The organism is Sphingobacterium sp. UBA7249, assembly GCF_002472835.1.
GTDB lineage: Bacteria > Bacteroidota > Bacteroidia > Sphingobacteriales > Sphingobacteriaceae > Sphingobacterium > Sphingobacterium prati.
In genome coordinates this window covers 301,018-325,393 of the sequence record NZ_DKST01000030.1, presented here as the reverse complement: position 1 = coordinate 325,393, position 24,376 = coordinate 301,018, and the positions used below count along the sequence as shown (strand labels likewise).

The 24,376-nt window shown below is 38.5% G+C and carries 23 protein-coding genes; 9 read left to right on the top strand and 14 right to left on the bottom strand.

All coding sequences use genetic code 11. The annotated features are described in order from the left end of the window. The first annotated feature begins 24 nt into the window (after window positions 1-24). A complete protein-coding gene (locus tag B4A24_RS22875) occupies window positions 25-915 on the top strand; it encodes an SIR2 family protein (RefSeq protein ID WP_293947265.1) in 891 nt (296 codons plus the stop codon). Between the two features lie 98 nt (window positions 916-1,013). Here B4A24_RS22875 and B4A24_RS22870 read toward each other — a convergent pair whose 3' ends face one another. Next, window positions 1,014-2,177 carry an FAD-dependent oxidoreductase gene (locus B4A24_RS22870; protein WP_293947264.1) on the bottom strand — a complete coding sequence of 388 codons (1,164 nt, stop codon included), beginning with the start codon at window positions 2,175-2,177 and terminating at the stop codon, window positions 1,014-1,016. Window positions 2,178-2,204: 27 nt separating this feature from the next. Further along, window positions 2,205-2,834, bottom strand: a complete 630-nt coding sequence (locus B4A24_RS22865) for a helix-turn-helix domain-containing protein (RefSeq protein ID WP_293947263.1) — start codon at window positions 2,832-2,834, stop codon at window positions 2,205-2,207. 316 nt (window positions 2,835-3,150) lie between these two features. On the opposite strand from B4A24_RS22865, the gene nudK reads away from it, so the two are divergent. Then, window positions 3,151-3,732 (top strand): GDP-mannose pyrophosphatase NudK, encoded by a 582-nt coding sequence (gene nudK / locus B4A24_RS22860; protein WP_293947262.1) that lies wholly within the window; start codon window positions 3,151-3,153, stop codon window positions 3,730-3,732. 22 nt (window positions 3,733-3,754) lie between these two features. On the opposite strand, the gene B4A24_RS22855 is transcribed toward nudK, so the two are convergent. From B4A24_RS22855 to B4A24_RS22835, 5 genes are all read right to left on the bottom strand, one after another. Next, the gene (locus B4A24_RS22855) at window positions 3,755-4,180 is read right to left on the bottom strand and encodes a hypothetical protein (protein WP_293947261.1); all 426 of its coding nucleotides are present in this window, start codon (window positions 4,178-4,180) and stop codon (window positions 3,755-3,757) included. 97 nt (window positions 4,181-4,277) lie between these two features. After that, window positions 4,278-4,709, bottom strand: coding sequence for a MarR family winged helix-turn-helix transcriptional regulator (locus B4A24_RS22850; RefSeq protein WP_293947259.1), 432 nt, complete (start codon window positions 4,707-4,709; stop codon window positions 4,278-4,280). 45 nt (window positions 4,710-4,754) lie between these two features. Further along, window positions 4,755-5,390: a nitroreductase family protein gene (locus B4A24_RS22845; protein ID WP_172391997.1), complete on the bottom strand. Its 636-nt coding sequence runs from the start codon at window positions 5,388-5,390 to the stop codon at window positions 4,755-4,757. A gap of 12 nt (window positions 5,391-5,402) precedes the next feature. Beyond that, complete coding sequence (locus tag B4A24_RS22840; RefSeq protein WP_293947258.1) at window positions 5,403-5,771, bottom strand: DUF1304 domain-containing protein; 369 nt, start codon at window positions 5,769-5,771, stop codon at window positions 5,403-5,405. Between the two features lie 3 nt (window positions 5,772-5,774). Next, the gene (locus B4A24_RS22835; protein WP_293947257.1) at window positions 5,775-6,200 is read right to left on the bottom strand and encodes an organic hydroperoxide resistance protein; all 426 of its coding nucleotides are present in this window, start codon (window positions 6,198-6,200) and stop codon (window positions 5,775-5,777) included. Between the two features lie 140 nt (window positions 6,201-6,340). Between B4A24_RS22835 and B4A24_RS22830 the strand changes: the two genes are divergently transcribed. From B4A24_RS22830 to B4A24_RS22800, 7 genes are all read left to right on the top strand, one after another. Next, a complete protein-coding gene (locus tag B4A24_RS22830) occupies window positions 6,341-7,297 on the top strand; it encodes a helix-turn-helix domain-containing protein (protein ID WP_293947256.1) in 957 nt (318 codons plus the stop codon). A gap of 88 nt (window positions 7,298-7,385) precedes the next feature. Continuing rightward, on the top strand, window positions 7,386-8,147 hold the full coding sequence (locus tag B4A24_RS22825) for an SDR family NAD(P)-dependent oxidoreductase (RefSeq protein WP_293947255.1): 762 nt from the start codon (window positions 7,386-7,388) through the stop codon (window positions 8,145-8,147). A gap of 450 nt (window positions 8,148-8,597) precedes the next feature. After that, window positions 8,598-9,092: a DUF1572 family protein gene (locus B4A24_RS22820; RefSeq protein WP_293947254.1), complete on the top strand. Its 495-nt coding sequence runs from the start codon at window positions 8,598-8,600 to the stop codon at window positions 9,090-9,092. 11 nt (window positions 9,093-9,103) lie between these two features. Next, window positions 9,104-9,670: a Crp/Fnr family transcriptional regulator gene (locus B4A24_RS22815; protein WP_293947253.1), complete on the top strand. Its 567-nt coding sequence runs from the start codon at window positions 9,104-9,106 to the stop codon at window positions 9,668-9,670. 59 nt (window positions 9,671-9,729) lie between these two features. After that, entirely contained in the window at window positions 9,730-10,311 is a 582-nt protein-coding gene (locus B4A24_RS22810) for an NAD(P)H-dependent oxidoreductase (RefSeq protein WP_293947252.1), read from the top strand. Between the two features lie 100 nt (window positions 10,312-10,411). Continuing rightward, entirely contained in the window at window positions 10,412-11,686 is a 1,275-nt protein-coding gene (locus B4A24_RS22805; RefSeq protein WP_293947251.1) for an adenylosuccinate synthase, read from the top strand. 10 nt (window positions 11,687-11,696) lie between these two features. Continuing rightward, a complete protein-coding gene (locus tag B4A24_RS22800; protein ID WP_293947250.1) occupies window positions 11,697-12,266 on the top strand; it encodes a Crp/Fnr family transcriptional regulator in 570 nt (189 codons plus the stop codon). A gap of 145 nt (window positions 12,267-12,411) precedes the next feature. Here B4A24_RS22800 and B4A24_RS22795 read toward each other — a convergent pair whose 3' ends face one another. The 7 genes from B4A24_RS22795 to B4A24_RS22765 form a co-directional block, all read right to left on the bottom strand. After that, window positions 12,412-13,647, bottom strand: a complete 1,236-nt coding sequence (locus B4A24_RS22795) for a porin (RefSeq protein WP_293947249.1) — start codon at window positions 13,645-13,647, stop codon at window positions 12,412-12,414. A 445-nt stretch (window positions 13,648-14,092) separates the two neighbouring features. Continuing rightward, a complete protein-coding gene (locus B4A24_RS22790) occupies window positions 14,093-14,590 on the bottom strand; it encodes a lipid-binding protein (protein ID WP_293947248.1) in 498 nt (165 codons plus the stop codon). A 25-nt stretch (window positions 14,591-14,615) separates the two neighbouring features. After that, the gene (locus B4A24_RS22785) at window positions 14,616-16,094 is read right to left on the bottom strand and encodes a SusD/RagB family nutrient-binding outer membrane lipoprotein (protein ID WP_293947247.1); all 1,479 of its coding nucleotides are present in this window, start codon (window positions 16,092-16,094) and stop codon (window positions 14,616-14,618) included. A gap of 20 nt (window positions 16,095-16,114) precedes the next feature. Next, window positions 16,115-19,285: a SusC/RagA family TonB-linked outer membrane protein gene (locus B4A24_RS22780; protein WP_293947246.1), complete on the bottom strand. Its 3,171-nt coding sequence runs from the start codon at window positions 19,283-19,285 to the stop codon at window positions 16,115-16,117. A 994-nt stretch (window positions 19,286-20,279) separates the two neighbouring features. Next, window positions 20,280-20,519, bottom strand: coding sequence for a hypothetical protein (locus tag B4A24_RS22775; RefSeq protein WP_293947245.1), 240 nt, complete (start codon window positions 20,517-20,519; stop codon window positions 20,280-20,282). Window positions 20,520-21,776: 1,257 nt separating this feature from the next. Further along, window positions 21,777-22,787: a hypothetical protein gene (locus B4A24_RS22770; protein WP_293947244.1), complete on the bottom strand. Its 1,011-nt coding sequence runs from the start codon at window positions 22,785-22,787 to the stop codon at window positions 21,777-21,779. A 117-nt stretch (window positions 22,788-22,904) separates the two neighbouring features. Further along, the gene (locus B4A24_RS22765; protein WP_293947243.1) at window positions 22,905-24,365 is read right to left on the bottom strand and encodes a SusD/RagB family nutrient-binding outer membrane lipoprotein; all 1,461 of its coding nucleotides are present in this window, start codon (window positions 24,363-24,365) and stop codon (window positions 22,905-22,907) included. Between the last annotated feature and the right edge of the window lie 11 nt (window positions 24,366-24,376).

Sequence of the window (24,376 nt, the reverse complement as noted above, 5' to 3'; positions counted from 1 at the left end):
AAATCTTCAAAGGATTATTTACAAATGGATAAATTCAGCTTATTAGTTGGAAATGATATTAACAATATTTCTCCAGGAATTAGCTGGAGCGATTTGCTGACTAATATTAAAATAAAATATCATGTAACAGCATTGGAAAATGGTCAAAAGCCATTCCCAATGTTGTATGAAGAGATTTTTCTAAATGCAATTAAGATACAGCATCTTAATGAGAAAGAGCTTAAAACATATATTTCGGATAGCGTCTCACAAATAAAGCAAAATGAAATACACGAATTGATCCGGGCCCTTCCAACTAAAAACATCATTACGACAAATTATGAATTCAGCTTGGAAGGATCAATTCCAAAAAATAATACGAGCCTAGTGAGAGAAACCACATACAGTGTTTTCCGGCGACATGAGACCAATGATAAAACATATTGGCATATTCATGGTGATTGTGACAGTCCCAATTCGATCAATCTCGGATATGAGCATTATTGTGGACAGCTACAAAAAATGAGAGATTACGTGGTAAATGGCACTAACTACACGTCAGACACTGTTTTCAAGGCTGCTTTGATAAAAAGATTGAAGCAGAAAAAAAATTTGCAGCTGCAATCGTGGATAGACCTATTCTTTACCCAAGATATTCATATCCTCGGGCTCTCTTTGGATTTTGTGGAAATAGATCTTTGGTGGCTTTTGACTTATCGTGCCCGAAATAAGTTTTATAAAAAAAGTAACTTCATCCAAAATAAATTATTTTACTATACAACAAAAAAATGGCATCAAATAGCGGTGGATAAAATGCAACTGCTCAGAGCCAATGACGTGGAAATCATCGTTATCGATGAATCTGACAAAACAAAGTATTACAAAAAAATATTAAAAGAGATCTATAATCGTTATCAGCTTCCTCCACATAAGTAGCAATTAAGATCGCTTTGATGACAAGAAAAGAATTTCGTTCTTTTAACAAGTAATTTGTTTTTGCTGTTTATTAAGGCAGCTAATTGATAGTTGAACTTTTACGCTCCCCTATCAATTTCACCAAAAAAGTCGAGCATCTGCTGCAAAGCTGTTGCCGAATGCATGCGGTCGCTATTTTCCAATGTATCCCGTGTGGCTTCTGCTCCACGTTGGATCATCTGATTTTCAAAATAAGAAATCGCAATTTCTAAGCTTTCAAAATTGCCATTGGTCAGACATGCCGCAAGTTCAGATGCATCTTGCATAGCAACATTTGCGCCCTCTCCGGCAAAAGGTGGCATACGGTGGGCAGCATCGCCAATCATTGTGAGATTAGACTGTGTAGTCCAACATTGATCAAGAGGGAAATAGTATTGTGGCCGAGGTATAAAAGACACATTTTCGTTAGCAAAAAATTCGTTCCACGCAACGCTCCAGCCCGAAAAATTATCGTTTAACCATTTGGAAACTTGCTGTTTGATATTGACATCATTACCTCGTTCGGCAAATATATGTTCAGGCGCTTTTGTACTGGCAACAAACATGATGGATCCATCGCCTTTTGTGCCATACCCGATAAACTGCTCATCCCCAAAAGCCATTACTTTTCCTCCTTTTGTAAATTCAAATAGCTTTGGAGCGTTTTTATGCGCATCATATATATTTCCTTCTACCAACGTAATCCCTGAATAAATTGGATTGGGCGCATTGAGATAAGAACGTATTTTAGAATTTGCACCATCGGCAGCAACAACAAGATCGGCATAGGCTGTCTGTCCATTTTTAAATTGTAAAATCCAGCCTTCTCCATGTTTTTCCATCGAAACAAAATTGCGATCCCAGACTAGTGTATTTTTATTCAGCGAATTCAGCAAAATATCACGTAGCGGAGCCCGATCAATTTCCGGTCGGTTTTCAGCAACCGCAACGATATGATCATGATCGTCAAATTTAATATGAAGATTCTTATCCACGATAAGCAGCTTACTTGCTGTCGGGCGATGATATTTATAAAATTCATCGATAAGTCCCGCACGTTTTATCGCCTCAAGACCTGTCCCTTCATGAAGGTCCAATGTAGAGCCTTGTACGCGCACATCGCGGCTGAAATCGCGCTCATAAACTTGTACATCCGCCCCCTCCATCTGTAATAATCGAGCTAGGGTCAGGCCTGCCATTCCGCCGCCGACAACAGCAATTTTTTTATTTTCTATTAACATCATATTTGTTCTTAAAATGTTAAGACAAAATTATTTCGATGTCAGGGAAGATAATAGTATAAATCGGTCGTTTTTATTTTTTAGCAATTCCTTGGGAACTACTCCAGAGAACTTCTTAATTTCTTTGATAAAATGATTCTGGTCAAAAAAGTGTTCCTCAGGAAAAAGCTTGCCTTGGGCAATGTGATCTAAAGAAGCCCGAAAACGTAAAATGTTAGAATATACTTTTAGGGATAAGCCAAACCACTGATTAAAGTAGCGATTGATCTGCCTACTTGTCCAAAATACTTTTTCTGAAAGCTCAGAAACTGAAATAGTGCCTTTACTTTCGTATATAAGATCAAATAATTTCTGTTTACGTTCATCAATAGCTGTAGGTAAAATTGATAAAAGTACTTCGACAGACTTATCAATAAAATAGTCAAAATCATGTAAATCATGTTCGCTAAAACCCCAAAAATCATTTTCCAATATCTTCCCAGAATTTATAATATCAGCTATACTCTCGTTTAAAATATATTCTATTGCAAGCAATTTTAAGCTGATACAAAATATTACCCCATCGATTGGAATTGTAGCCTGTTCATGCGGTAGCGTACCCAGTCCGAGCAAAATGATCCGAAAACCTTCAGCTGGAGAACGAAAAAGAAATAAATCCACCCGCCCATCTGGCAAGCCTATTGTTTCTTTGACCTGCCCAGAATGATTGTACAGACACCAAAAACTATCTACGAAATCAGAAAGTGTGTGGTCAGGTTTAACAATTTTATAGTATAGCCCATCCCCAATCATAATATCTACTTATATATTTTGCCATGCCGTTTTTTGGATCTGTGCAACTGTTACTTTTATCCCTGCTAAATTTAAAAATTAAATCTTACAACATCCGAAAAAGAAAATAGAAACGAATTTACTCTTTCACTCTTAATATGAGCCATAATACTTACTTTTATAGTTTGACTTTAACGCTCTAAAAATGGCAATCAAAGATATTGAAATTGTAAAAACTGAAATCCTATCCAATAATTGGTATACCTTAAAAAAAGTCACCTATCAATATACAAAGCCAGACGGCACCGTGCAACAACAAAGCCGAGAAGCTTATGATCGTGGGAATGGCGCGGTGATATTACTTTATAATACAGCGTCCAAGACTGTTATATTAACCAGACAGTTTAGAATTCCGACCTATATCAACGGAAATGAATCTGGCATGTTAATAGAAGCCTGCGCAGGTTTGCTAGATCAAGATTCCCCACAAGATTGTATACGGCGGGAAACAGAAGAAGAAACTGGTTACCAGATCATGGAAGCAGAAAAGATATTTGAAGCCTATATGTCTCCCGGTTCGGTTACCGAAATTCTGCATTTCTTTATCGCCGAGTATACGAACAATATGAAAGTCAGTGATGGTGGAGGTTTGGAAGAAGAAGAGGAGAATATCGAAATCCTCGAAATTCATATTCAAGATGCATTACGCATGATCGAAAGCGGCGAAATAAAAGATGGCAAGACCATTATGCTCCTACAATATATTAAATTGAAAAATATTTTGTAGCCTATTCTTTTAGCTGAATATCTTAACGGGCCTCACTAAAAATAAATTTAGCCTGTTGAAAATTGATCGTTGACGGAATATAATGTGGAATACCCATATACACTTGCTCAGTACCGGATCCTAAAATATATTGAGACCCTTTCTTAAGTAAAACAAAGGGTCTCCTTTTCTTCAGCCCCCACCCAAATGGAAAATAATAATAATCCCCGGCTAGGGTATCATTTTTGATATTTCCCTGAACTTCTCCCGAATCAATTTCACCTCCCGGTCGGTAGAACCGTAATTTTCCATGAAAACGGCTTTCAAAGAGATTAAGCTCCAATTGAGCACTATCCCGATTGCTAAAAGCAACATATCTCAACAGCTCGGTATCTCGTCTCTTTTCTTCACAACTTGCAAACGAAAGAGCCAACAGAAGAAAATAAGCAGCAAAAGTAATTAAACGCATTCTTTTTTATAAAATTTCGATAGACCCTAATTCAGCGAAAAATAATTTTCCTATTTAAAAACGCTAAATTATAAGTCGTCAATCTAGTGTTAAGAGTTCAACTTTTACCTGTGTTCGTCACTATTTTATCTGCCAGCGTTTTTAGCTGTTGCATATCGGAATAATCCAACTTTAGGGCTTCAAAAATTTGCATAGGAATACAGTTTGCTTTTTCTTTCAATTGTACACCTTGATCCGTGAGACGAATTTTCACGACCCGCTCATCTGCCTTACTCCGGGTTCGGGTAAGCAGCGACTTCCCTTCCAATCGCTTCAGTAAAGGTGTTAGTGTGCCATTATCCAAAAACAACTTTTCTCCAAGCTGATTGACCGTTTGCTCACCATTTTCCCATAAAGCCATCATCGTAATATACTGTGGATACGTCAAATCTATTTCTTCTAAAATAGCACGATATTGCTGCATGATCTCACGGTGCAGGACATATACGGAAAAACAAAGCTGTTTGTCCAATTTCAATAAATCATCCATTTTGCAAAGATATTGTTTTCCTAAAGTTTAATGGATAGATGTTTCCTATTTATATTCAACGACAAATTCCTCTTTTGGTATTCTTACTTTTTTCATTGTAGAGATCCAGTCGCGAGAAGCATCGGCAACACCTACATACATTAGCGATACACTTTTCAACCCAAGTTTATCCAATTGCAATACTTCATCCACTACATTATTGTCGAATCCTTCCGCTGGAGTAGAATCTACCCGCAATTCTGCTGCTTGTGCCAAGGCCAATCCCAACGCAATATAGGTTTGTCGCGCAGTATGCGCAAAATTGCGCTCTGCTTCCTCATTTAGATATATAGATTTCAATTTATCAGTATACGATCCAAACCTACCGCGCGGTAAATCCCGTACATCAGTCGTAAAATCATAAACTTCATCAATACGCTCTTCTGTATATCTGTCCCAAGCAGCAAAAACCAATACATGAGAACATTCTCTCATACATTCAGGATTTAAGGCACCTTTTGCCAATTCCTCTTTCAAAGTTTGGTTTTCAACCACCAATATTTTAAATGGCTGTAGGCCCGAAGAAGTTGGTGCAAGGCGTGCTGCCTCCAATATTTTATCTATATTTTCCTGTGTAACCTTTTTTGTTGGATCATACGCTTTTACAGCGTGTCTCCATTGTAAATCTGTAATTAATGACATTTAGTTAATTATTTATTTTGAAAAAAGAACGAATAATATCGCCAATAAGGCCGGGATTCCCTGTACAAAGAATATTTTTTTACTTGCAGTGATGCCTCCGAATATACCCGCAACAAGAACACAGTTCAAAAAGAACAAGCGTACATTGTCGCTCCAAAGCGGTTCGTTGATAAAAAATGACCAGGCCAGACCAGCTACCAAAAAGCCATTATATAAGCCTTGGTTTGCAGCAAGCCCTTTGGTCGGTTTAAATAGCTCAGCAGGAAGTGATTTCCCGAAACTACGTTTACCAACAGTTTCCCATGCAAACATTTCCATCCACACAATGTAAATATGTTCTACCAGTACAAGTACGGTAAGCACAGTGGCGATATGATTCATATATTATTCGTTATTTGATACCGTTAATTTCACCTCGATATTACCTCTGGTCGCATTGGAATAGGGACATACCTGATGTGCTTTTTCAATCAGTTGATGCGCCATTTCAAGGCTAACTTCAGGAATATTGGCATGCAGTTCTGCCGCAAGACCAAAACCACCATTCTCCAATTGTCCGATACTTACCTGGGCAGTGACAGTTGTCTCACCTGTTTTTATCTTTTCTTGTCTAATGACCAAATTCAATGCACTGTCAAAGCAGGCAGCATAACCTGCCGCAAAAAGCATTTCTGGATTTGCATAATCATCATTTGCACCACCAAGACCTCTCGGCATGCGAACGGCCAAGTCCAATATACCATTTTCACTTTTTACCTGACCATTTCGTCCTCCTTTGGCTGTAGCACCGATTGTATATAACGTTTTCATATTTTATTTTGTTTTTGTTTTAACGATACAAATGTAAATCGAAAAATTATATTGCGCAAAATATAATTGGACAATTTACATTAAAATGAAACAGTTGCGATATTTGTCAAAGTTGAATAGAGCAGGTAAATCGTCAGTTAATGAATAAAAAACTAAATTTGATTCTTGCAAATGTAATTACGATGAAAACTACCTCACTTGAACAGTTCTACAAAGAGATCAACGCAGCTATACCCAAAGAAATAGCACGTGAGATCGGGCATTTTAACGTATTTAGCTATGCTGATCTTGCTAAGACATTGAAAGAGAAACCCGTCATGCCATATAACAAACGAACCTATTACAAAATCAGTTTAATCACGGGAAAGAATACAGCTGAATATGCCGATAAAGTGATCGAAATAGAGGAATCCGCATTAGTATTTGCAACGCCAAAAGTACCCTATCATTGGATACCAAAAGATGAGCATCAAGCTGGTTATTTTTGTGTTTTTACGGATGATTTCTTGGCGAGAAATAAAAGCGGAGTCATATTGGATGATCTACCTATCTTTCAACCGGGCGGACTTCCCGTTTTCCAGATCACAGCCGAACAGCGCCTTGAAATTGAGCATATTTTCGAAAAAATGAACAAGGAATTATCTTCAGATTATGTATTTAAATATGATCTTTTGCGGAATTATATTCTTGAAATTATCCACTATGGACAAAAATTACAGCCGAAAGCCATAAGCAACCCGAGACATAATGCCTCCCGCAGAATTACCTCTCTTTTTATCGAGTTATTGGAAAGACAGTTCCCAATCGAATCACCGATGCAACGGCTGCAGCTACGAACAGCTAATGATTTTGCCGAACGACTCGCAATCCATGTAAATCATCTGAATAAAATCCTCAAAGACAATACAGGCAAGACCACATCGCATTTAATTAGTGCTCGAATCACACAAGAAGCAAAAATTCTCCTCAAGCAAACGGACTGGAATGTCTCTGAGATCGCCTATTCACTTGGTTTTGAAGAAATAGCCCATTTTTCCAATTTCTTTAAGAAGCAGACCAACCTTTCACCAAATAATTTTCGCTCTCAACCGTTATAATTTGAATTTCGCAAATAATCGTTTGCTTTTCACAAACGCAGCAAATATTTTTCAAGCTAAATTTGTACTGTTAAATTTTAAAATAAAAATGGCTGAAAATAAAATCGCTTTAGTAACCGGCGGAAGCCGTGGTTTGGGAAGAAACATGGCAATTAGTCTTGCAAAAAAAGGAATTGATGTCATACTGACTTACAATAGCAATAAAGAAGAAGCAGATCACGTGGTCGCTACGATTCAAGCTTTGGGACAACATGCAGCGGCATTTCAACTCAATGCTGCTGATACAAAATCCTTTGATCATTTTATAACGCAAGTAAGCGAGCATCTAAAAAATAAAACAGGCCGATCGAATTTTGATTTTCTGATCAATAACGCTGGTACGGCCTTATACGCTCCTTTTATGGAAACCACGGAGGAACAATTTGATGCGGTATACAATATTCATTATAAAGGAGTCTTTTTCCTAACCCAAAAAGCGCTTCCCTTCATAAACGATGGCGGACGTATTATCAACATTTCGTCAGGCCTTGCCCGTTTCGCTTATCCCGGTTCTTCGGCCTATGGTTCGATGAAAGGGGCCATCGAAGTTTTGACGAGATATCTTGCCAAAGAACTAGGACCGCGTGGTATTGCAGCGAATGTCGTCGCCCCAGGAGCTATTGAAACAGATTTTGGTGGCGGACATGTGCGCGATAACAAGGAGACCAATGCACATATTGCCAGTGTAACAGCCTTAGGCCGTGCCGGTGTACCCGACGACATTGGTGGAGTTGTTGCCTTCTTGTGTACAGAGGAGGCCAGATGGGTCAATGGGCAACGCATTGAAGTATCCGGTGGTATGAACCTTTGATAGTGGGCTGCTCCTCAGCAAGCATATATCCAGTTAATAGACTTTACGGGACATATGCTTATTGTTAAGTTTGTAGAATAAATGAAGATACAGCTCGCAATAATAAGTGATATACATACCAATATATATTAGTTACGCTGACAGAGGAAGGAATAGATACGAGAATAATCAAGGTAGATTATCCGGTCGAGGAAGTCGCTGAGGCTATTTATCACAGCAATATTCCTGATTTCTATAAGGATTTTTTACGCGCCAAAGATGATTAGTTAGCAAAAAAACCTTCAAAATCGGGCTCTTTTCCGGTTAATGCAAACATGATCTTTTGGTAAAAATGACTTTGAGTAAAAGAACAAAAGTCTTATTAACAAGAGATTAATCCAAGATGAAGAATAAAGAAATTGTAAGTAATTTAGCTGGAAATAAACTGATCTATAAACTACATAATACATTATGAACAGAAATACCTTTGTAGCGAATCGGCTCAGAGAAGTTTTACTAAACGGTCATTGGATTGCAAATACCAACTATAGAGAACAACTCTCGGATATAAGTTGGCAACAGGCTATCCACCAGATCAACGAGTTAAATACAATTGCTGCGCTCACTTATCATATCAATTATTATTTAAGGGGATTGCTTGATGCATTCGACACGGGTACGCTAGAAATTAACGACAAATTCAGTTTTGACTTACCTGAAATAACTTGCAAGGATGATTGGGATAAACTCATACAAGATTTTGTAAAAAATGCAGCGTGCTTCATAGAGAAAATCGAGCAACTTGATGTCGAAGTTTTTGAACAACCTTTTTTTGATGAGAAGTATGGTTCCTATCTTAGGAATATCGAAGGAGTGATTGAGCATAGCTATTATCATCTTGGGCAAATCGTATTGATTAAAAAATTGATCGCACAACAAGCGCTTTATCAAGAGAAATTTAGCTAAGTTTGATGCCAATGATAGCAGCTTACTTTCAGTCTCTGGGTCTCTTCGATCAGGAAGAAATTAACCAGATCGTTCAGCTTTTTGAATATAAAAAACTTAACAAGAATGATTTTTTTGTTAAAGAAAATCAACCTTGTAACGAAGTAGCCTTCATTGCATCCGGAATCTTCCGATCGTATTATAACTCATCAAATGCTGAAGATGTCACCTATTGTTTCCGATTTCCCAATAGCTTAATCGCCGCCTATTCTTCTTTTATCACCGGTGGACCAAGTGTTGAGAGCATGCAGGCCATTTCTCCTGCAGAACTATGGGTTATCAAAAAAAGTGCTATTGACACACTTGCAGCCGAAAGCCTAGTCTGGACAAAATATCTGAAGCTAATTGCTGAACAACAATACCTGGAACTTGAAAAACGCATCTTCCAATTGCAGAAAGAAACAGCTTTGCAACGCTATATGAACTTACTTCGAGATCAGCCCGAATTTATCCAGCAAATACCACTACAGTATTTGGCTTCCTATCTGGGCATCACACAACGGCATTTAAGCCGAATTCGCAGTGAAATTACTTTTTAGACATTTGTCCTATAATTCTCAGATCAGTGCTTTTACTTTTGTGTTATCAGAAGAATAACATGAACAAAAAAATATTGGTTATCAACGGTCACCCCAACAGCGAATCCTTTAATTTTGGCCTTGCAGCAGTTTATAGAGAAGGCGCCGAAGAATCTGGAGCAGAAGTACGTTCGATTAACATTGTAGATTTGAATTTTAATCCCAATCTACAATTTGGCTACCAGAAGCGAACAGAGCTCGAACCAGATCTGCTCCGAGCTTGGGAAGATATCCACTGGGCGAATCATTTAGTCTGGGTACATCCGGTTTGGTGGGGTGGGCTCCCAGCTATTATGAAAGGATTTATCGACAGGCTCTTTCTACCTGGTTTCGCTTTCCGATACCGTGAGAACTCCCTCCTTTGGGACAAATTACTTAAGGGAAAATCAGCCCGGATTATCACAACCTTAGATCAGCCCGGTTGGTACTATTCCCTCGTCTACGGTAAACCGAGTATAAATCAGCTCAAAAGATCAACCCTGCTGTTTTGCGGCATTTCACCTGTAAAAGTTACATACCTTGGCATAATAAAGACTTCGGATATGACAAAACGAGATAAATGGCTGCATAAAATCAAACGGCTCGGACAGAAACAAGAATAATTTTTCAAGGAATAAACGCCATTCACTTACTTTTTGCCAAATGGCAATTGTACTCCTGCCACAATGGTCTAGCTTTGATCTGTAAATAATACAAAGCAATATGGATATTTTAATTGGACTCCAGTGGGGGGATGAAGGAAAAGGAAAAATCATTGATCTGATTAGTCGTGATTATGACATTATCGCACGGTTTAATGGTGGAGCAAACGCTGGACATAGTATTTACCATCAGGGTAAAAAGCATACCCTTAAGCTACTGCCTTCAGGAATCTTTTATCCCCATATCAAAAATATTATTGGTACCGGTGTAGTAATTGATCCTTTAGCGCTTAAAGCGGAGGTCGAGCAAGTCCAAACTGTTCTTTCTGATACCGATTTAATCCATCGGATTCTAATCTCAGCGAAGGCCCACCTTGTATTACCGACCTACAAGTACTGGGATATGTATTTCGAAGAATCGCCGCAATACCGTACCATTGGAACAACCAAAAATGGCATAGCACCTACCTATTCCAATAAAATACTTCGACAGAATGTACGCGTGGGCGATATATTCGCCAAAAATTTCGAAGCAGAGGTATTCCAGCTCCTACATAAACAACACCGTGAGCTGCAAGCTTTGGGACAGGATATGCCGGGAGTAAAGGACTTATTCAGTAATTTTCTGGAAGCATGTAATTTTTTAAGAAAGCTACAAATTACCGATACAGAAATTATCATTAACGAAGCACTCGGCAACAATAAAAAAGTATTGGCCGAAGGCGCCCAAGCCACTTTATTGGATATTGATCATGGCAGCTACCCCTATGTCACCTCCTCAAATACCATTGCATCCGCAGCATGTGTAAGTTTGGGTGTATCACCCAAGCTAGTTAATAAGATCTATGGTGTTACCAAAGCCTATTGTACACGTGTAGGAAATGGTCTATTTCCAACGGAGATAACGGGCCCTCTTGCCGGCGCACTACGTAAAAAAGGAAGTGAATTTGGATCCAATACCAAACGGCCGCGAAGAGTGGGCTGGCTGGACCTTCCCGCATTAAAATATGCTACCATGTTAAACGGGGTGACCGATCTTGTACTGACAAAGGCGGATATCCTAAACGGAATGTCACAAGTACCAATCTGTACCGCATACGAGATAAAGGGCGAAATAAGAGCCTTATCCGCTCCAACATTTGTAGATGATATCCCAAAGCCAATCTGGAAATTCCTAGAGGGATGGGATACCCCTTTTAGCAAAATCAACCACCAAGCGCAACTTCCCCAAGAGCTGAAACTATTTATCTCCTTTTTAGAAGAGGAATTAAAGGTCCCAGTAAAATACCTATCCACAGGGCCACAACGGGAAGAATTGGTTATCTTAGGTAATTAATAAAAGCAAAATGGAGCAACTTTTAGCATATATCCAAAAATTTGGACAGCTTGACAAGCGGGAGGAAAGTCTGATCCGACAGGCCTTTGAAAAGAAGAGCATTCCAAAAGCAAGCTATTTTGTCACCTGTGGAAGGGTTACCAATACGATAGCTTTTGTGGAAAGCGGTGTATTTCGTTCCCTTTATTACAATAAAAAAGGGGATGATTTCACACGCTACTTTATCTACGAAGGTCGATTTATCGGCGATTTTCAAAGTTTTTTGGATCGCACTCCATCCAACGACTATATCGAATCCGTAACAGATGCACAGCTTTGGAGCCTTGATATCCACAATTTTGAGTTGCTGGAAAAAGAAATAAAAATCTGGCCCCTCCTGATGGCTAAGCTTTATGGATTTGTTATTGAAAGCAAATTAAAAACCGCAAATACCATGATGAATCTCGATGCTAGAGAACGCTATCTGCTATTTCTAAAACTCTATCCCGGATTGGCCAATCGCGTTCCCTTAGCAATGCTGGCGTCTTATCTGGGGATTACGGCTTCTTCTTTAAGTCGCATTCGAAAAAATATCATATAGGATAATCCTGATATCCGTTCATATTTCCTCCGAAATTCAGGGAATTATCACGGGTTATACATCATTATTGTCTGACCGAATAACAAGTTATTTCATCCATATCCAAGATAAAGCTGCTGGCTTAACCGGTTTCAACTTCGCCCCCCTACCATCGATAGAGCAGTCGCGTCGTAAAAACATTATCCTTCAGATCATCAGAGAAATTCGGCAAACTAGTCGCCTCATTGGTAACATGTTCATTGTAGACTGTCAGTTTCAATCGATTGCTAATCTGATAAGCTACACCATAACCAAGTGTACTGAATTTTACATCGCCGTCGGCTGTAAAATTATCAGGCATCCCAATGGTCATTCCGCTAGCCTTTGCATTCGGATCATAAACATCATAGGCTAACAAAGCCGTGATACCCGTTTTAGCGATTTCTTGGGTAAACCAAAGGTAATAACCATTAAATTTACGCTGATACAAATCCGTAGCAGGTTGAGCGGTGAAACTTCTACTTGCATACGGTCCTTTGATATCTTCTCCACCAGCTACCCCGGGCTGGTCACCGGTTACATATTCTGTCTTGAAACTGGATTTTCCGAAACTGTTATCGAGTTCAATCTGCAAGTTCGCACCATAATAGTTCCGTCCAATTCCTTTACCCTCGTTCTCATCGCTGGTATGCGCAGTATAGCCAGCTCCATTAGAAGTATAGTAGGTCTTCGTATCGTTTCGGACTGAGCCTTTATAGAATGAACCACCGAAGCCAAGATGTAATCTTTTATCAGCAAGGCTGTCGAACTTAAAAGCTAAGTTACCGATCAGATCCTTTTTGGAATCATAGTCTTTGGCCGAGTGCCCACTTCCATTTACCAACGCTAAGTCTAAGTTTAAGAATTTCACTTTGCCCCCCGGGTGGTAGCTGACCATTCCACCAAGATCACGCTCCCGCGGCATTAAGGTTTGAAATACGCGCGCTCTTTCCGGAAAATCACGGTATCCAGAAGAATAGACAATAGAATAGCCAAATGGTCTGTTAAAGAGACCGGCGGTCAGGCTCAGACCTTTTTGGCTAGGATGCCGCAGTTGGATAAAAGCATCCATTAATTGTACACCATCCTGGGTCGCATCAAGCTGGAATACAATACTTGAGTAAGTATCCACGCGGTCAATCTTGAGGCGTCCACGTCGGATCATAAAACGGTTGTCGGAATTCTTGGAGAAATCACCACCGGAGAACGAAGTTATTCCTGGTGATTGAGCCTTTTGAAACTGTGTCTGAAGGTATCCAGTGATTTTGATATCATGTGGATCATAACTTGAAGGCGCATTGTTATTTTGCGCCATGGCTACTGCTGGACCAATCAGAGTTGCGAGTAAAAGTGCTTTTTTCATTGAATAACTTTTTTTGTAGCAATGGATATCATCAGAACTTATCCGTATAAACAGAGTTTACGTTCAGATGGTTCATTGGTATTATAATAATCTCTAATATAATGAATGAATCTTAAGAGGATTATAGGTTCTGATTAAATATTATAAGCCCTCTTATTTCAATGCCGTAAAAATAGATTCTCAATGTTAAGTTAGTATTAATAAATTGTTAGACTATTAATTTGTATACATAAAATTAATGATTTGGTAATAATATATAAAAAGTAAACGTCGGAAGATAATCTATGACGAGCTTGCACACCTTATTTATTGACTTAGATTTTTTCCTGCCTTATCCTAAAGTTGACAATAGGATTATTTCTTTTGTCTTGCGTTTGAGGATCTCAATAAAAAAGCTTGGTCGATTTATCGACCAAGCTCCCCTATAAGTATAAACGTAATTGTTTTAACGCTGATCTTCTGGCCATTGCGTACGACGATGACCTTTTACAATATAAATTTTTCCATTTACTGCAGTTTTGTATTTAACATAAATACTATCAGCTACTGTTTTACTCGGCTGAGCTGATGCGTTGAGCATTACCTTACCCTCGAGCAATGTGATGGCAGTACTATTTGCAGGTACAGCTAATGTATTTCTGTACTCACCGGCAACGAACGTTTTATTAGGAACATCAACCTTTACTTTCGCTAAAACACCAAATGGTTGTGCAGCAGTACTTAATTTAAACCAAGCAACGTCTGATAAATTATCCGATGTATTATAGGTACTTAATGCAAACAAACTTGCACTTGCGGAAGATCCATCTTCATTAAAAACGTGTGTATGCCATTCCCCCGATATCGGGAAAATAGGAGAATATTCAACTTCAGGGTGATCCTTTTCACAGGATACAAATCCTAATACTAGAAGTCCTAAAAAGTATTTAAATATATGTTTCATTTTTCTTTTTATTAAAATTATACTACTATTTATGCCACCACATCTTGGTACCAATAGGTACTGCTTTAGGCGTATTGGCATTATTATCCGAAGAATTTTTAGGATACGGTAGACGTCTAGGAAGAGTGTTGCCAGTTAAGACTGAAGTAATAGATCTCGTATATTGTCCAGGGATATAGGACGGATCTTCAGCATCTACAGCACTCATCATGGGGTATCCTGTTCTATTTTGATCATAAAAAGAATCCCAAGCTTGACAACGAGTAGCGGCAACCCATTTTTGAATAATAATTTGCTCAACCATTGACTCAACGGTACCTGATTTGAATTCATAAGCTCCACCTGCAGCTACAAACGAAGAACCGTCTTTACCCCAACGAGAGAATGCTAATTTGACAGCTTCATTATAGTGTGATCTTGCATTAGCGCTATTATTTAAACGTGCCCATGCTTCAGCTTGCAAAAACTCAGACTCAGCAGCAGATTGAAAATAAACAGGATCAGTTGCACCCAATTTCGCACGAGAAGTAGAGCCTATAGGATAATCTGTTGTTGCAGCATTATAATCCCCCTGTCTTAATGAAGCATAAACTTGAGGCTTATCTTGTTGTGTAGTCAATTCATAAAAATCTTCAATCCGTGGATCATTATACTTCTTAAGATATGACATTAGCGTCCTACTTGCTCGCAAGTTGGCAGCCGTATTTAATGCTCTTCTATCTGATTCATAAAGTGGATTAGATTTATTTACCGCATCAATAAAAGCGGTCATTTTCGCATCAGATTCTAACAGATCACCACTGTTTAACAATGTAGTAATCGCTGCAGCATTAGTTGCAAAATCACGCATTAAAACTTTCAATTTCAATGTCTTAGCAAATTTTTGCCACAAATCAAGATCGCCTTGAAAGACAAAATCTTGAGTCCCAATAGATGATATTTTCTTTGCATCTGCTACTTTACCAATTGCATCATCTAATTGCGTTACTATTAGTTGATTAACAGTTTTACCATCATCCCATTTCGGTGTATAGATACCTTTATCTCCTTGTAGGCCTTCTTTCACAGGAAGATCTCCATATAAATCAACCAATACATGATAATCAAATGCCAACATGATAGATGCGGTGACATAATAATCCCATTGTCCAGCGGAAGCGGCTTTCTCCTTTGTAATCATCAAATCTTTCATTCCCCCTCCCATTAAATTTGACCATATACCATTGTAAGAAGCAATAGTCAAATTATAAGAATCAATTGCTGTGTACTGATTCGAAGAATTATTCTGTGTATAGTGCTGGGACCAAAAAGCACCAATAAGTTGCAAATCTCCCCCAATCTTAGCAGCACTATAAGCAACTCCTGATGGAAATAACAATTCGGGCTTAGCATCATTTTCTGTAGGGTTATATGGACTTCTATTGATATCCAAATCCTTACTGCAGGAAGCAAAAGCTAAAGCACTTGCAACCAATATATAAGTTATTTTCTTTAAATTTTTCATGTCTAATTAATCGAATAAGTTTAGAATCGAACTCTTACACTACCACCATAGCTTTTAAAGGTGGGACCAGCCGCAAATTCACCAAAATTGGAGCTGATATCATTACCGTAATTAGTCGCTTCAGGATCGACAAAATTATTTGATTTTGGTGTCCATAAGAATAAGTTACGACCAACTAAACTGAAATCTATCCCTTTAATCTTAGATCCTAGAATACTTTTTGGTAAAGAATAAGTTAATACTAATTCACGTAGTTTAATAAAGTCGCGTTTCAATACAGCTCTGTCATACATTGAATTATTTGTATTTGAATACCAGTAGGCATATTGATTGTTCACCGAAATTTGAACATCATTCTCAACATAGTCACCATTAGCTAATTGTTTAACAGAATTTGGAACCAACCAAGGTTGTCTTTCGTTGAAAGTAGTTTCGGTTGCATTTCCAACAAAGTAATTTAACTGAGCGGTGTATGAGTAAAAGAATCCTCCTTTACGCCAATCGAGTACTCCACCCAAGCTCCAGTCTTTGTATCTAAATTTGGTTGTAAAGCCCATTTGAAAATCTGGTTCATATTTACCGATTGTCCTTTTTACATTTGGTTCTGTAATTGGAATACCGGCTGAATTCACAACAGTTTTACCAGCAAATTCACCATCTTTCAATACCATTACTTGGGGAACCTTATAAACCCCAAGAGGTTGCCCAATCTCCGCGACAAAATCAACTGAGTAAGCATTTTCAATCAATGTTTCTTTGGTGTCATCGTATAGTGCCATTACTTTACTTGTATTCTTAGTAAAGTTAATACCTAAATCCCATTGAAAATCATTAAATTTCAATGGAATCGTATTCAAACCAATTTCGAAACCTTTATTACGAATATCGCCCATATTTCGTGTACGTCGTGTATAACCAGTCTCTGGCGATAAGTTGATCGCAAAAATTTGATCTACGGTTTTTCTACTATAGTAAGATGCATCAAGACTAATCCTATTCTTCAAGAATCGCATTTCAGCACCAAACTCAAGCTCGGTTGTAATTTCAGGTTTCAAATCCTCATTTCCAAGTGTTTTAGCATGCTGCAATCCAGCAACTCCACCTAATGGTAGAATAGTATTTCCAAAGCCTAAACCAATTTGAGAAGATTGATAATAATTCTCAGTCAAATAGGCACCTGCGTCAGCTCCTGTTTTACCCCAAGCAGCTCTCAATTTCAAAAAATTAAAATTGTCTGATTTCAATTCCTCAAATGCATCAGTAACGATTAGGGAGGTATTGATACCACCATAAATATAGTTATTGTTCTTCACCGGCAATGTAGAAGACCAATCTGAACGGAATGAACCATTGACAAACCAATAATTTTTATATCCAAAAGTTGCATCTGCAAAAAGTCCCATCAAACGTTGTCTTACGAAAACGTTATTTACAATAGGTGCTTCACTTGTATTTTTGATACTATACCATCCTGGTATGTTCAATCCACTTACATAAGCATCTAAATAACTATAACCGCGTTGATTATAATTGTACCCTAAAGATCCCGATAAATTGATATCTTCCGTTACATTTTTATCAGCACGGAACATGAATGTCGCATCCAATTGATTTGTTTTACGATAATTCTCCCCATAACGTCCAGTCACTGGAGCTTTACCGTTTTCAGCCGAAGGAGAACCAGGTGTGTATGTAATTTTCTGAGCAAAATCAATAGTGCGAGTATTAGCAAAATCTCCGCCCAATTTACCAACAGCGGTCAACCAAGGTAAGATTTTATACGATAAATCGATATTTCCATAAAAACGATCATCTTGCAATCTAGAACCATTGTCTAACAAAGCTTTGTAAGGATTTGACGCATACGCGGTAAAATAGTTATCGTAATTATTATACTTGTTATTAAAATCCTTTAATGATGAAATATTGATATCGACAGGAATTTGAATTAGCTCTTGAAATGTCACATCTCCACCATCGCTTGTCCCTTGACCTTGATAAACAGCATTTAAATCACGTCTAACATAGTTAACACCATAGTTAAATGAGAATTTATCTAAATTCGTATTACCGCGGAATGAAAAATTGTTTCTCTTTAACTTATCTGGGTGACCTGGTAAAACGCCATGTTGGTAAAAATTACCGTAAGAGAACATATAAGAAGACTTCTCTCCTCCACCAGAAAGCGATAGTGCATTTGTAGCATCCAATCCTGTCTCATAGAAGTTTCTGATATTATCTTTTACATATGCATAAGGTTTTGTTTGCCTTAAGCCATCAACCTCTGAACCCCAAGGTCTTTCGATTCCATCTAATTTAGGCCCCCATGATCCATTTTCAAGATAATCAAAATTAGGCCATCCTTGTCCGAAAACATTTTGAGTTTGAGGCACTTTTAGAACCTTACTAGCATTAATTGCTCCCGTATAAGTAACTTCAAATTTTTGACCTAACTTACCTTTTTTCGTCGTAATCATTACAACACCATGTGCGGCACGAGAACCATACAGTGCTGTAGCGGAAGCTCCTTTTAGTACAGTCATTGATTCAATGTCATCTGGGTTAATATCATTTGCCTGATTACCTAAATCCACCGAACGAGAAAAATTAACGTCAGCTTGATATCCATTACTAATTGGGACACCATCTACAACATATAAAGGGTTGTTTGCTGTTAGAGAAGAGACACCACGGATGATTACCTTTGTAGATCCTCCTGTAGTTCCCGAATTAGAAATACTGACACCCGCCATTTTACCTTGGAGACCAGTCATGGCATTCATATTATTTGCTGCAGTGATATCCTCCGCTTTAATCGTTGATGCGGCATAACCAAGTGCTTTACTTTGCTTAGATACCCCCATCGCTGTTACAACAACTTCTTCTAATGCATTGTCAGAATTGTCTAATGTTACATTAAAAGCTGACTGCCCCTCTCTTACGATTAAGGTTTTGTCAGCAAATCCAACAGAACGAAAGACAATAACTTTTCCTGTTGGAACAGATAACGAGTAGTTACCATTCGCATCTGTTTGCGTGGCGACGTTAGATCCTTGTACAGCTATCGTCACACCTGCCAATGGTTTTCCATCAGCTCCGGTAACACGACCGCTTACCTTCTTTTCCTGCGCGAACGCAACAGAAGTCAGGATCATACTACCCACGAAAAAACTGAGTAATTTGTGTTTCATATGTTTACGTTTATTAAAAAATGTTTATTCTTGATAAAATACTATGGTTAGCAATATACTTTCCAAAAATTTATATATGTGTTATAGTTAGTAACATCTTTTTCCTCAGATTGTTTCCGCTTGTTAAAAAATGTTAAATACAAAATTATAACTTTTTTTAACTTTTACAATGCATGCATAACTTTGTGATAACAATTGATTTACAAATAATCATAAAACACTGAAAAATAGATTGTTATTTTTACAATAAATTCGTATTAAAGTAACATCGTTGATGGCTGAACTAAATTTCAAAACTAAACTGTAGATGATTTTGACGACCGATGCTTGGTGAATACCTAGTTTAATAGTCATTTCCACTTTCTTACTTTACTCTCCTGTCATTACCATCTAATGGCTTCATTGCAACTCTATCACGTTTATCCTCAAGACAGAAGCTTATCATCCCTTTCTCTTCATGCAGCAGCACACCTGCCTGACGGATAGCACTATACACTTCTTCCCTGCCACTCTGATAGCAGATCGACACCGAGATATGCTTAACATTGGGGTGGAGTCCCATCTTTTGATCGTAAATCCCTCCCAGCGGCTCATTTCATCAACAAAATCGCGCAGAGGCATGCCTTTATAGATACGGATTTTTCGAGTCCACATCTTGGCTTCTTTGAAATCCTGGTTTGCCACATAGCTTGTTGTATCACGGGGATGATGATTTTTACCTGCATATTTAGCTCCAACATACACAAAGTCCCCGGGCAGACTATGGACGAACTTTTTTCAGGTTGTGAGAATAAATCTCCATTGTTCCATCATTTAATATGGCTTTCATATTCCTGGTATCCGATCGAATTAGAAAGTCGACCCGATTGGCTGTGACCTTGTCTTTTTCAAATAACAATAATCAAAGGAGCACGGCTATTGGAATAACATAAGCCTCTCCTTTTTTGTACGCTACTGTGGAGTCCCGTTTTCGGAGCGGATAGCTTAATCGCGACTATGCATTCAAATGTATTTTCGTACCATCGTCCAGCTCAACCACACATTGCTGCCGTGGAGCAGTATAGATTTCCAAACTTTTTAGACCGGACGTAACACTGTTGTTCAGCTGTACTCTCTGGATGCGCAGTAGCCCCTCCTCTGTACGGATAACTGCCAACTCCCCCAGCTGTTCGACTGTACCAAAAGTATCCCACTCAACCCCTATCCATGTGGAGTCGGCAGCCAAAACACGCATGTCAAAAATAAGCGATAGGTGTTTTATAACAGCATAGAGAAATAAAGTATTTTAAAGCCTTCTGAGCACCTAACTTCTTTTCAACGACAAAACCCCAACATCACACCTACTAAATGCGCACACAACCTTAAAACTCTTAATTTCAAAGAGTATTCACTTGCTCCAATTATCAAATTGGTTTTCGCCCCTTTTACACATTTTTCTGATACATTACAGAGTTTACACCCCAGATCCGCCAGATAGCTACTGACAGCTCGTACCTGTTTGGTATATCTCCAGTAGCTCTTTAGTACATTCCCGGTACCTTTTTGGTACCCTTTCGGTACACTCCCGGTAGCTTAACGGTGAATTAACAGTACCTTTCGTACCGAGGAATAGACCATTTAAGTACCTACTAACTCCTGACCAACTTATGCCTTTCTCCCAGCGTTGCTCGGAATTTCTTTGGCTGGGCTTCGGGTAACCCTCGGGAAAAATCAAAGGAAAATTCGAGGGAGACTGATGGCCCACTGCATGAAAGGCAGAAGTTGGGGCGAAGTTGATTCGAAAATTGTCAGAAGAAGGTGGCCTTTCGGCTCCCTTTCGAGTGCTCTTCGGCAACGCTTCGGGATCTCTTCGGAGCTTGTTCGAGAGATGTTCGTCTACGCTTCGGCTCGGCTTCGAGTCCGCTTCGACAGCGCTTCGGGGAACGTCCCGAAGAACAGCCGAACAGCAGCCGAAGAAGGGCCGACGCAGGTACGGAGCAGACCCGAAGGCCAGTCGAAGAAAGCCCGAAGGCCTCTCGAAGAAATCTCCTGCTTAGTTATTTTTTGATCGCTGCTCTGCAAACGTTTTTGTAGCACTGGACAAGTACCTTTATAGTACATTTTTCCTTTATAAATTTGCTTACACAACAATTGCGTAAATAGTGCTATATCTGTGCTTAAGTAGTGCTTAACACGTACTAGAAATATGCGGGTAAAATATAATTGAAAATTGTCTGATAACTCAGATGATTGAATCCTGATTTTTTATTTAATTTGGCATAAGCAGGAGGAATCTTTTCCATTAGGCATTTCTCTCCCGCCCTTTTTAAAAGGTTTTTAGGAATTGTGACCTGCTGGATTAAAACTCCTTTGGATACATACAAACGCATCACTTTTGCTCCAAAGCCTAGCTTGAGTACAATATAATAGCTGAATCCAAGAGTGTGTCACCCGCATAAATAGACATACACTCTATTGCAATCATAACGTAACGATATGAGACAGGCTATAATTATAGCCGTATCGGAATAGTATAACTTACAGCAACAGGTTCCCCCTGCAGTCGCCCAGGCTTCCAGGATCCAATACGTTGAATGGCAGTTGTTATCCCGCTTCTAATTTTCATAGGAACATCCTTATCATATGTAAACTTACTTAGATGACCATCTTTGTTGACAACAAAATTTACAGAAGTAGCATCAGACTTCAATTGATTCACTAAATCATTGGGTATTTTTATATTTTTATAGATAGCCTTCATATACTGATCCATTTTAAGAGGGGGCATAGGTGCTAACTCCTTTGTATCAGCATCGTAAGAAATTACTTCACCAGTAGCACGAAATCTTTTACCACTTTGAAGGGTACCACCCAAATATAACTCTTCATACTTGCTGCCCATATTCCAGCCATTCCATTTTCCTTCCCTTTCATTATCTTTTAACTCACCTTCGATATAGGTACCATCGTCATAATCCAGTCGAAGGAATCCATTTCCTCTCTTTAAAAGATAATTCCCTATAGAATCCAAATATAACAGGTAATATGGCTTGGTCATTGGAATACCGACAAATGGACTTTGTCCTGATTCTACCTGTGTAACCAGCATCTTCAGTTTTCCTGTGGGATAATAATAATAAGATGAATCAATGGGTAAGGCGTGAATATCGAATGTCTCCAAGCTTTTTAACTGTCCATTAGGATAGTAGGTAGTGAAGTCTCCTATATATTTCCAGCCTATCCCCGACGCCATACTGTCACGGCTGTACCCAAAAGATTTCATGGAATCTGTATCCGCGTAATAACTGACGATATTAAATAGTTTTTCAGAGTCATTTCCCATCGAAACAATATACTGATAAGATTGAGATTCAGCTTTCGTAGAAACAGAATTCCCTAGGTTATCGAAATAGTTTATGATCGTATCAGTAACAGATTCTAGCCCCCTTTCCTCTCTAGAAGCAGCCCGTACATTCCATCCTGTCAAAATATACACAAGCAATAATAAAGTCGATCTTTTCATAAAATTTAGTAGCGTTAATGGACGCAAAAATACATTTTTTCAAACAAACGCATACAAAACAAGAGCGGCAATTTCGAAAGAAATTGCCGCTCTTAAAGTATATAACCTAATAATGGATTATTTCACATCCCACCATACTGGCGTATAGATTACAACATTACCAGGGTAATTTGTATTTGAAGTAGCCTCACTGTTTGCATAAGGCATCCGTAATGGCATTCTGCCTTCTCCTAAAGTAGAAGCGATAGAAGTTGTAAAGAAAGTTGGATAACCAGTTCTTCTCCACTCAGTCCATGATTCAAAACCTTGGAAACCACACATTGCATAATATTTTTGTGTGATAATCGCTTTTAATTTTGCTTCGGCATCACCTGTAAATTTCGCATCCGGAGCTTCTGCGATATATTTAGCAGCATCACTAGCGTTAGCTGTAGCTGTAAAGCTTGTTGTAATACCAGATTCAAATAGTGCTTTTGCATCACCTGTACCCCAACCTTTTACCACAGCTTCAGCTTGCAAGAATTTACTTTCAGCAGCCGAGAATAATTTTACTGGTGCTGTTGCTGATGTAGGATCCACTGCGCGGCCACCAACAAGAGGTGAAGGAGAAGAAACTAATTTTGCTGAATTTGCATTAAAATCACCTTGAAGAATAAATGCGATCGTATCCTGTCCGCTTAACTTATTATAAAAAGAGAATCTTCTCGGGTCATTGTTTTTCACAAATGCCTGAATCACCGTTCCACTTGCCACAACATTTTGAGTTTTACCCAATCCGACCATCTCGTTATAAAATGGATTTTCGTTACCACCAGTTGTTGTGTAAGTTATTGAAGCATCCTGATCTAAGAAGGCTGCATTTTTTGCATAAAGTGCCTTAATACCAGCTGCAGCTTTGCTCGCATCAACATTTGAAATACGTAAATATGCTCTCAACTTCAAGGTATTTGCAAAAGCTTTCCATTTATCCAAATCACCGTTGAAGATCATATCTTGACTTGAGACAGGTACCGCCTGTGGTGTTGCTAACAAAGCCAAACCTTTATCAATGTAGCTGAAAATAGAATCGTAAACAACTGCTTGAGCTTCGTATTTAGGATTAAGATTTCCATTTGCCTTCAATGCTTCTGACAATGGAATATCTCCAAAAGCATCTGTTGCTACTTGAAAGGTATAAGCCTTCAATAAGTAGGCAATACCTTTATAATTATCATTGGCAGCCTCATTTGAATTGATGATTAGTTCAGCATTATTCAATGCGCTACGATACAAAATCAACCATGATCTATCCATTGCTGTATTCAATACTTGATATCTGTCGATAGAACGGTATTGAGAGGAAGTAGGGTTTTGTGTCCAATATTGTCCCCAGATATTACCATATACCTGAAAACTGTTACCTACGACTTGACTGATAGCAGCTTCCACTGTCGGTAATAATAAACTAGGCGTAGCTGTTTCTGGATTGTTCGGATTTTCATTCACATCCAAAAATTTATTACAGCTAGTCAACCCTAGTGTGCCAACTAAAGCTAAAACTAAAAGCTTCTTAGCATTTTTTAAATTTATAGTTTTCATACTTTACTTGC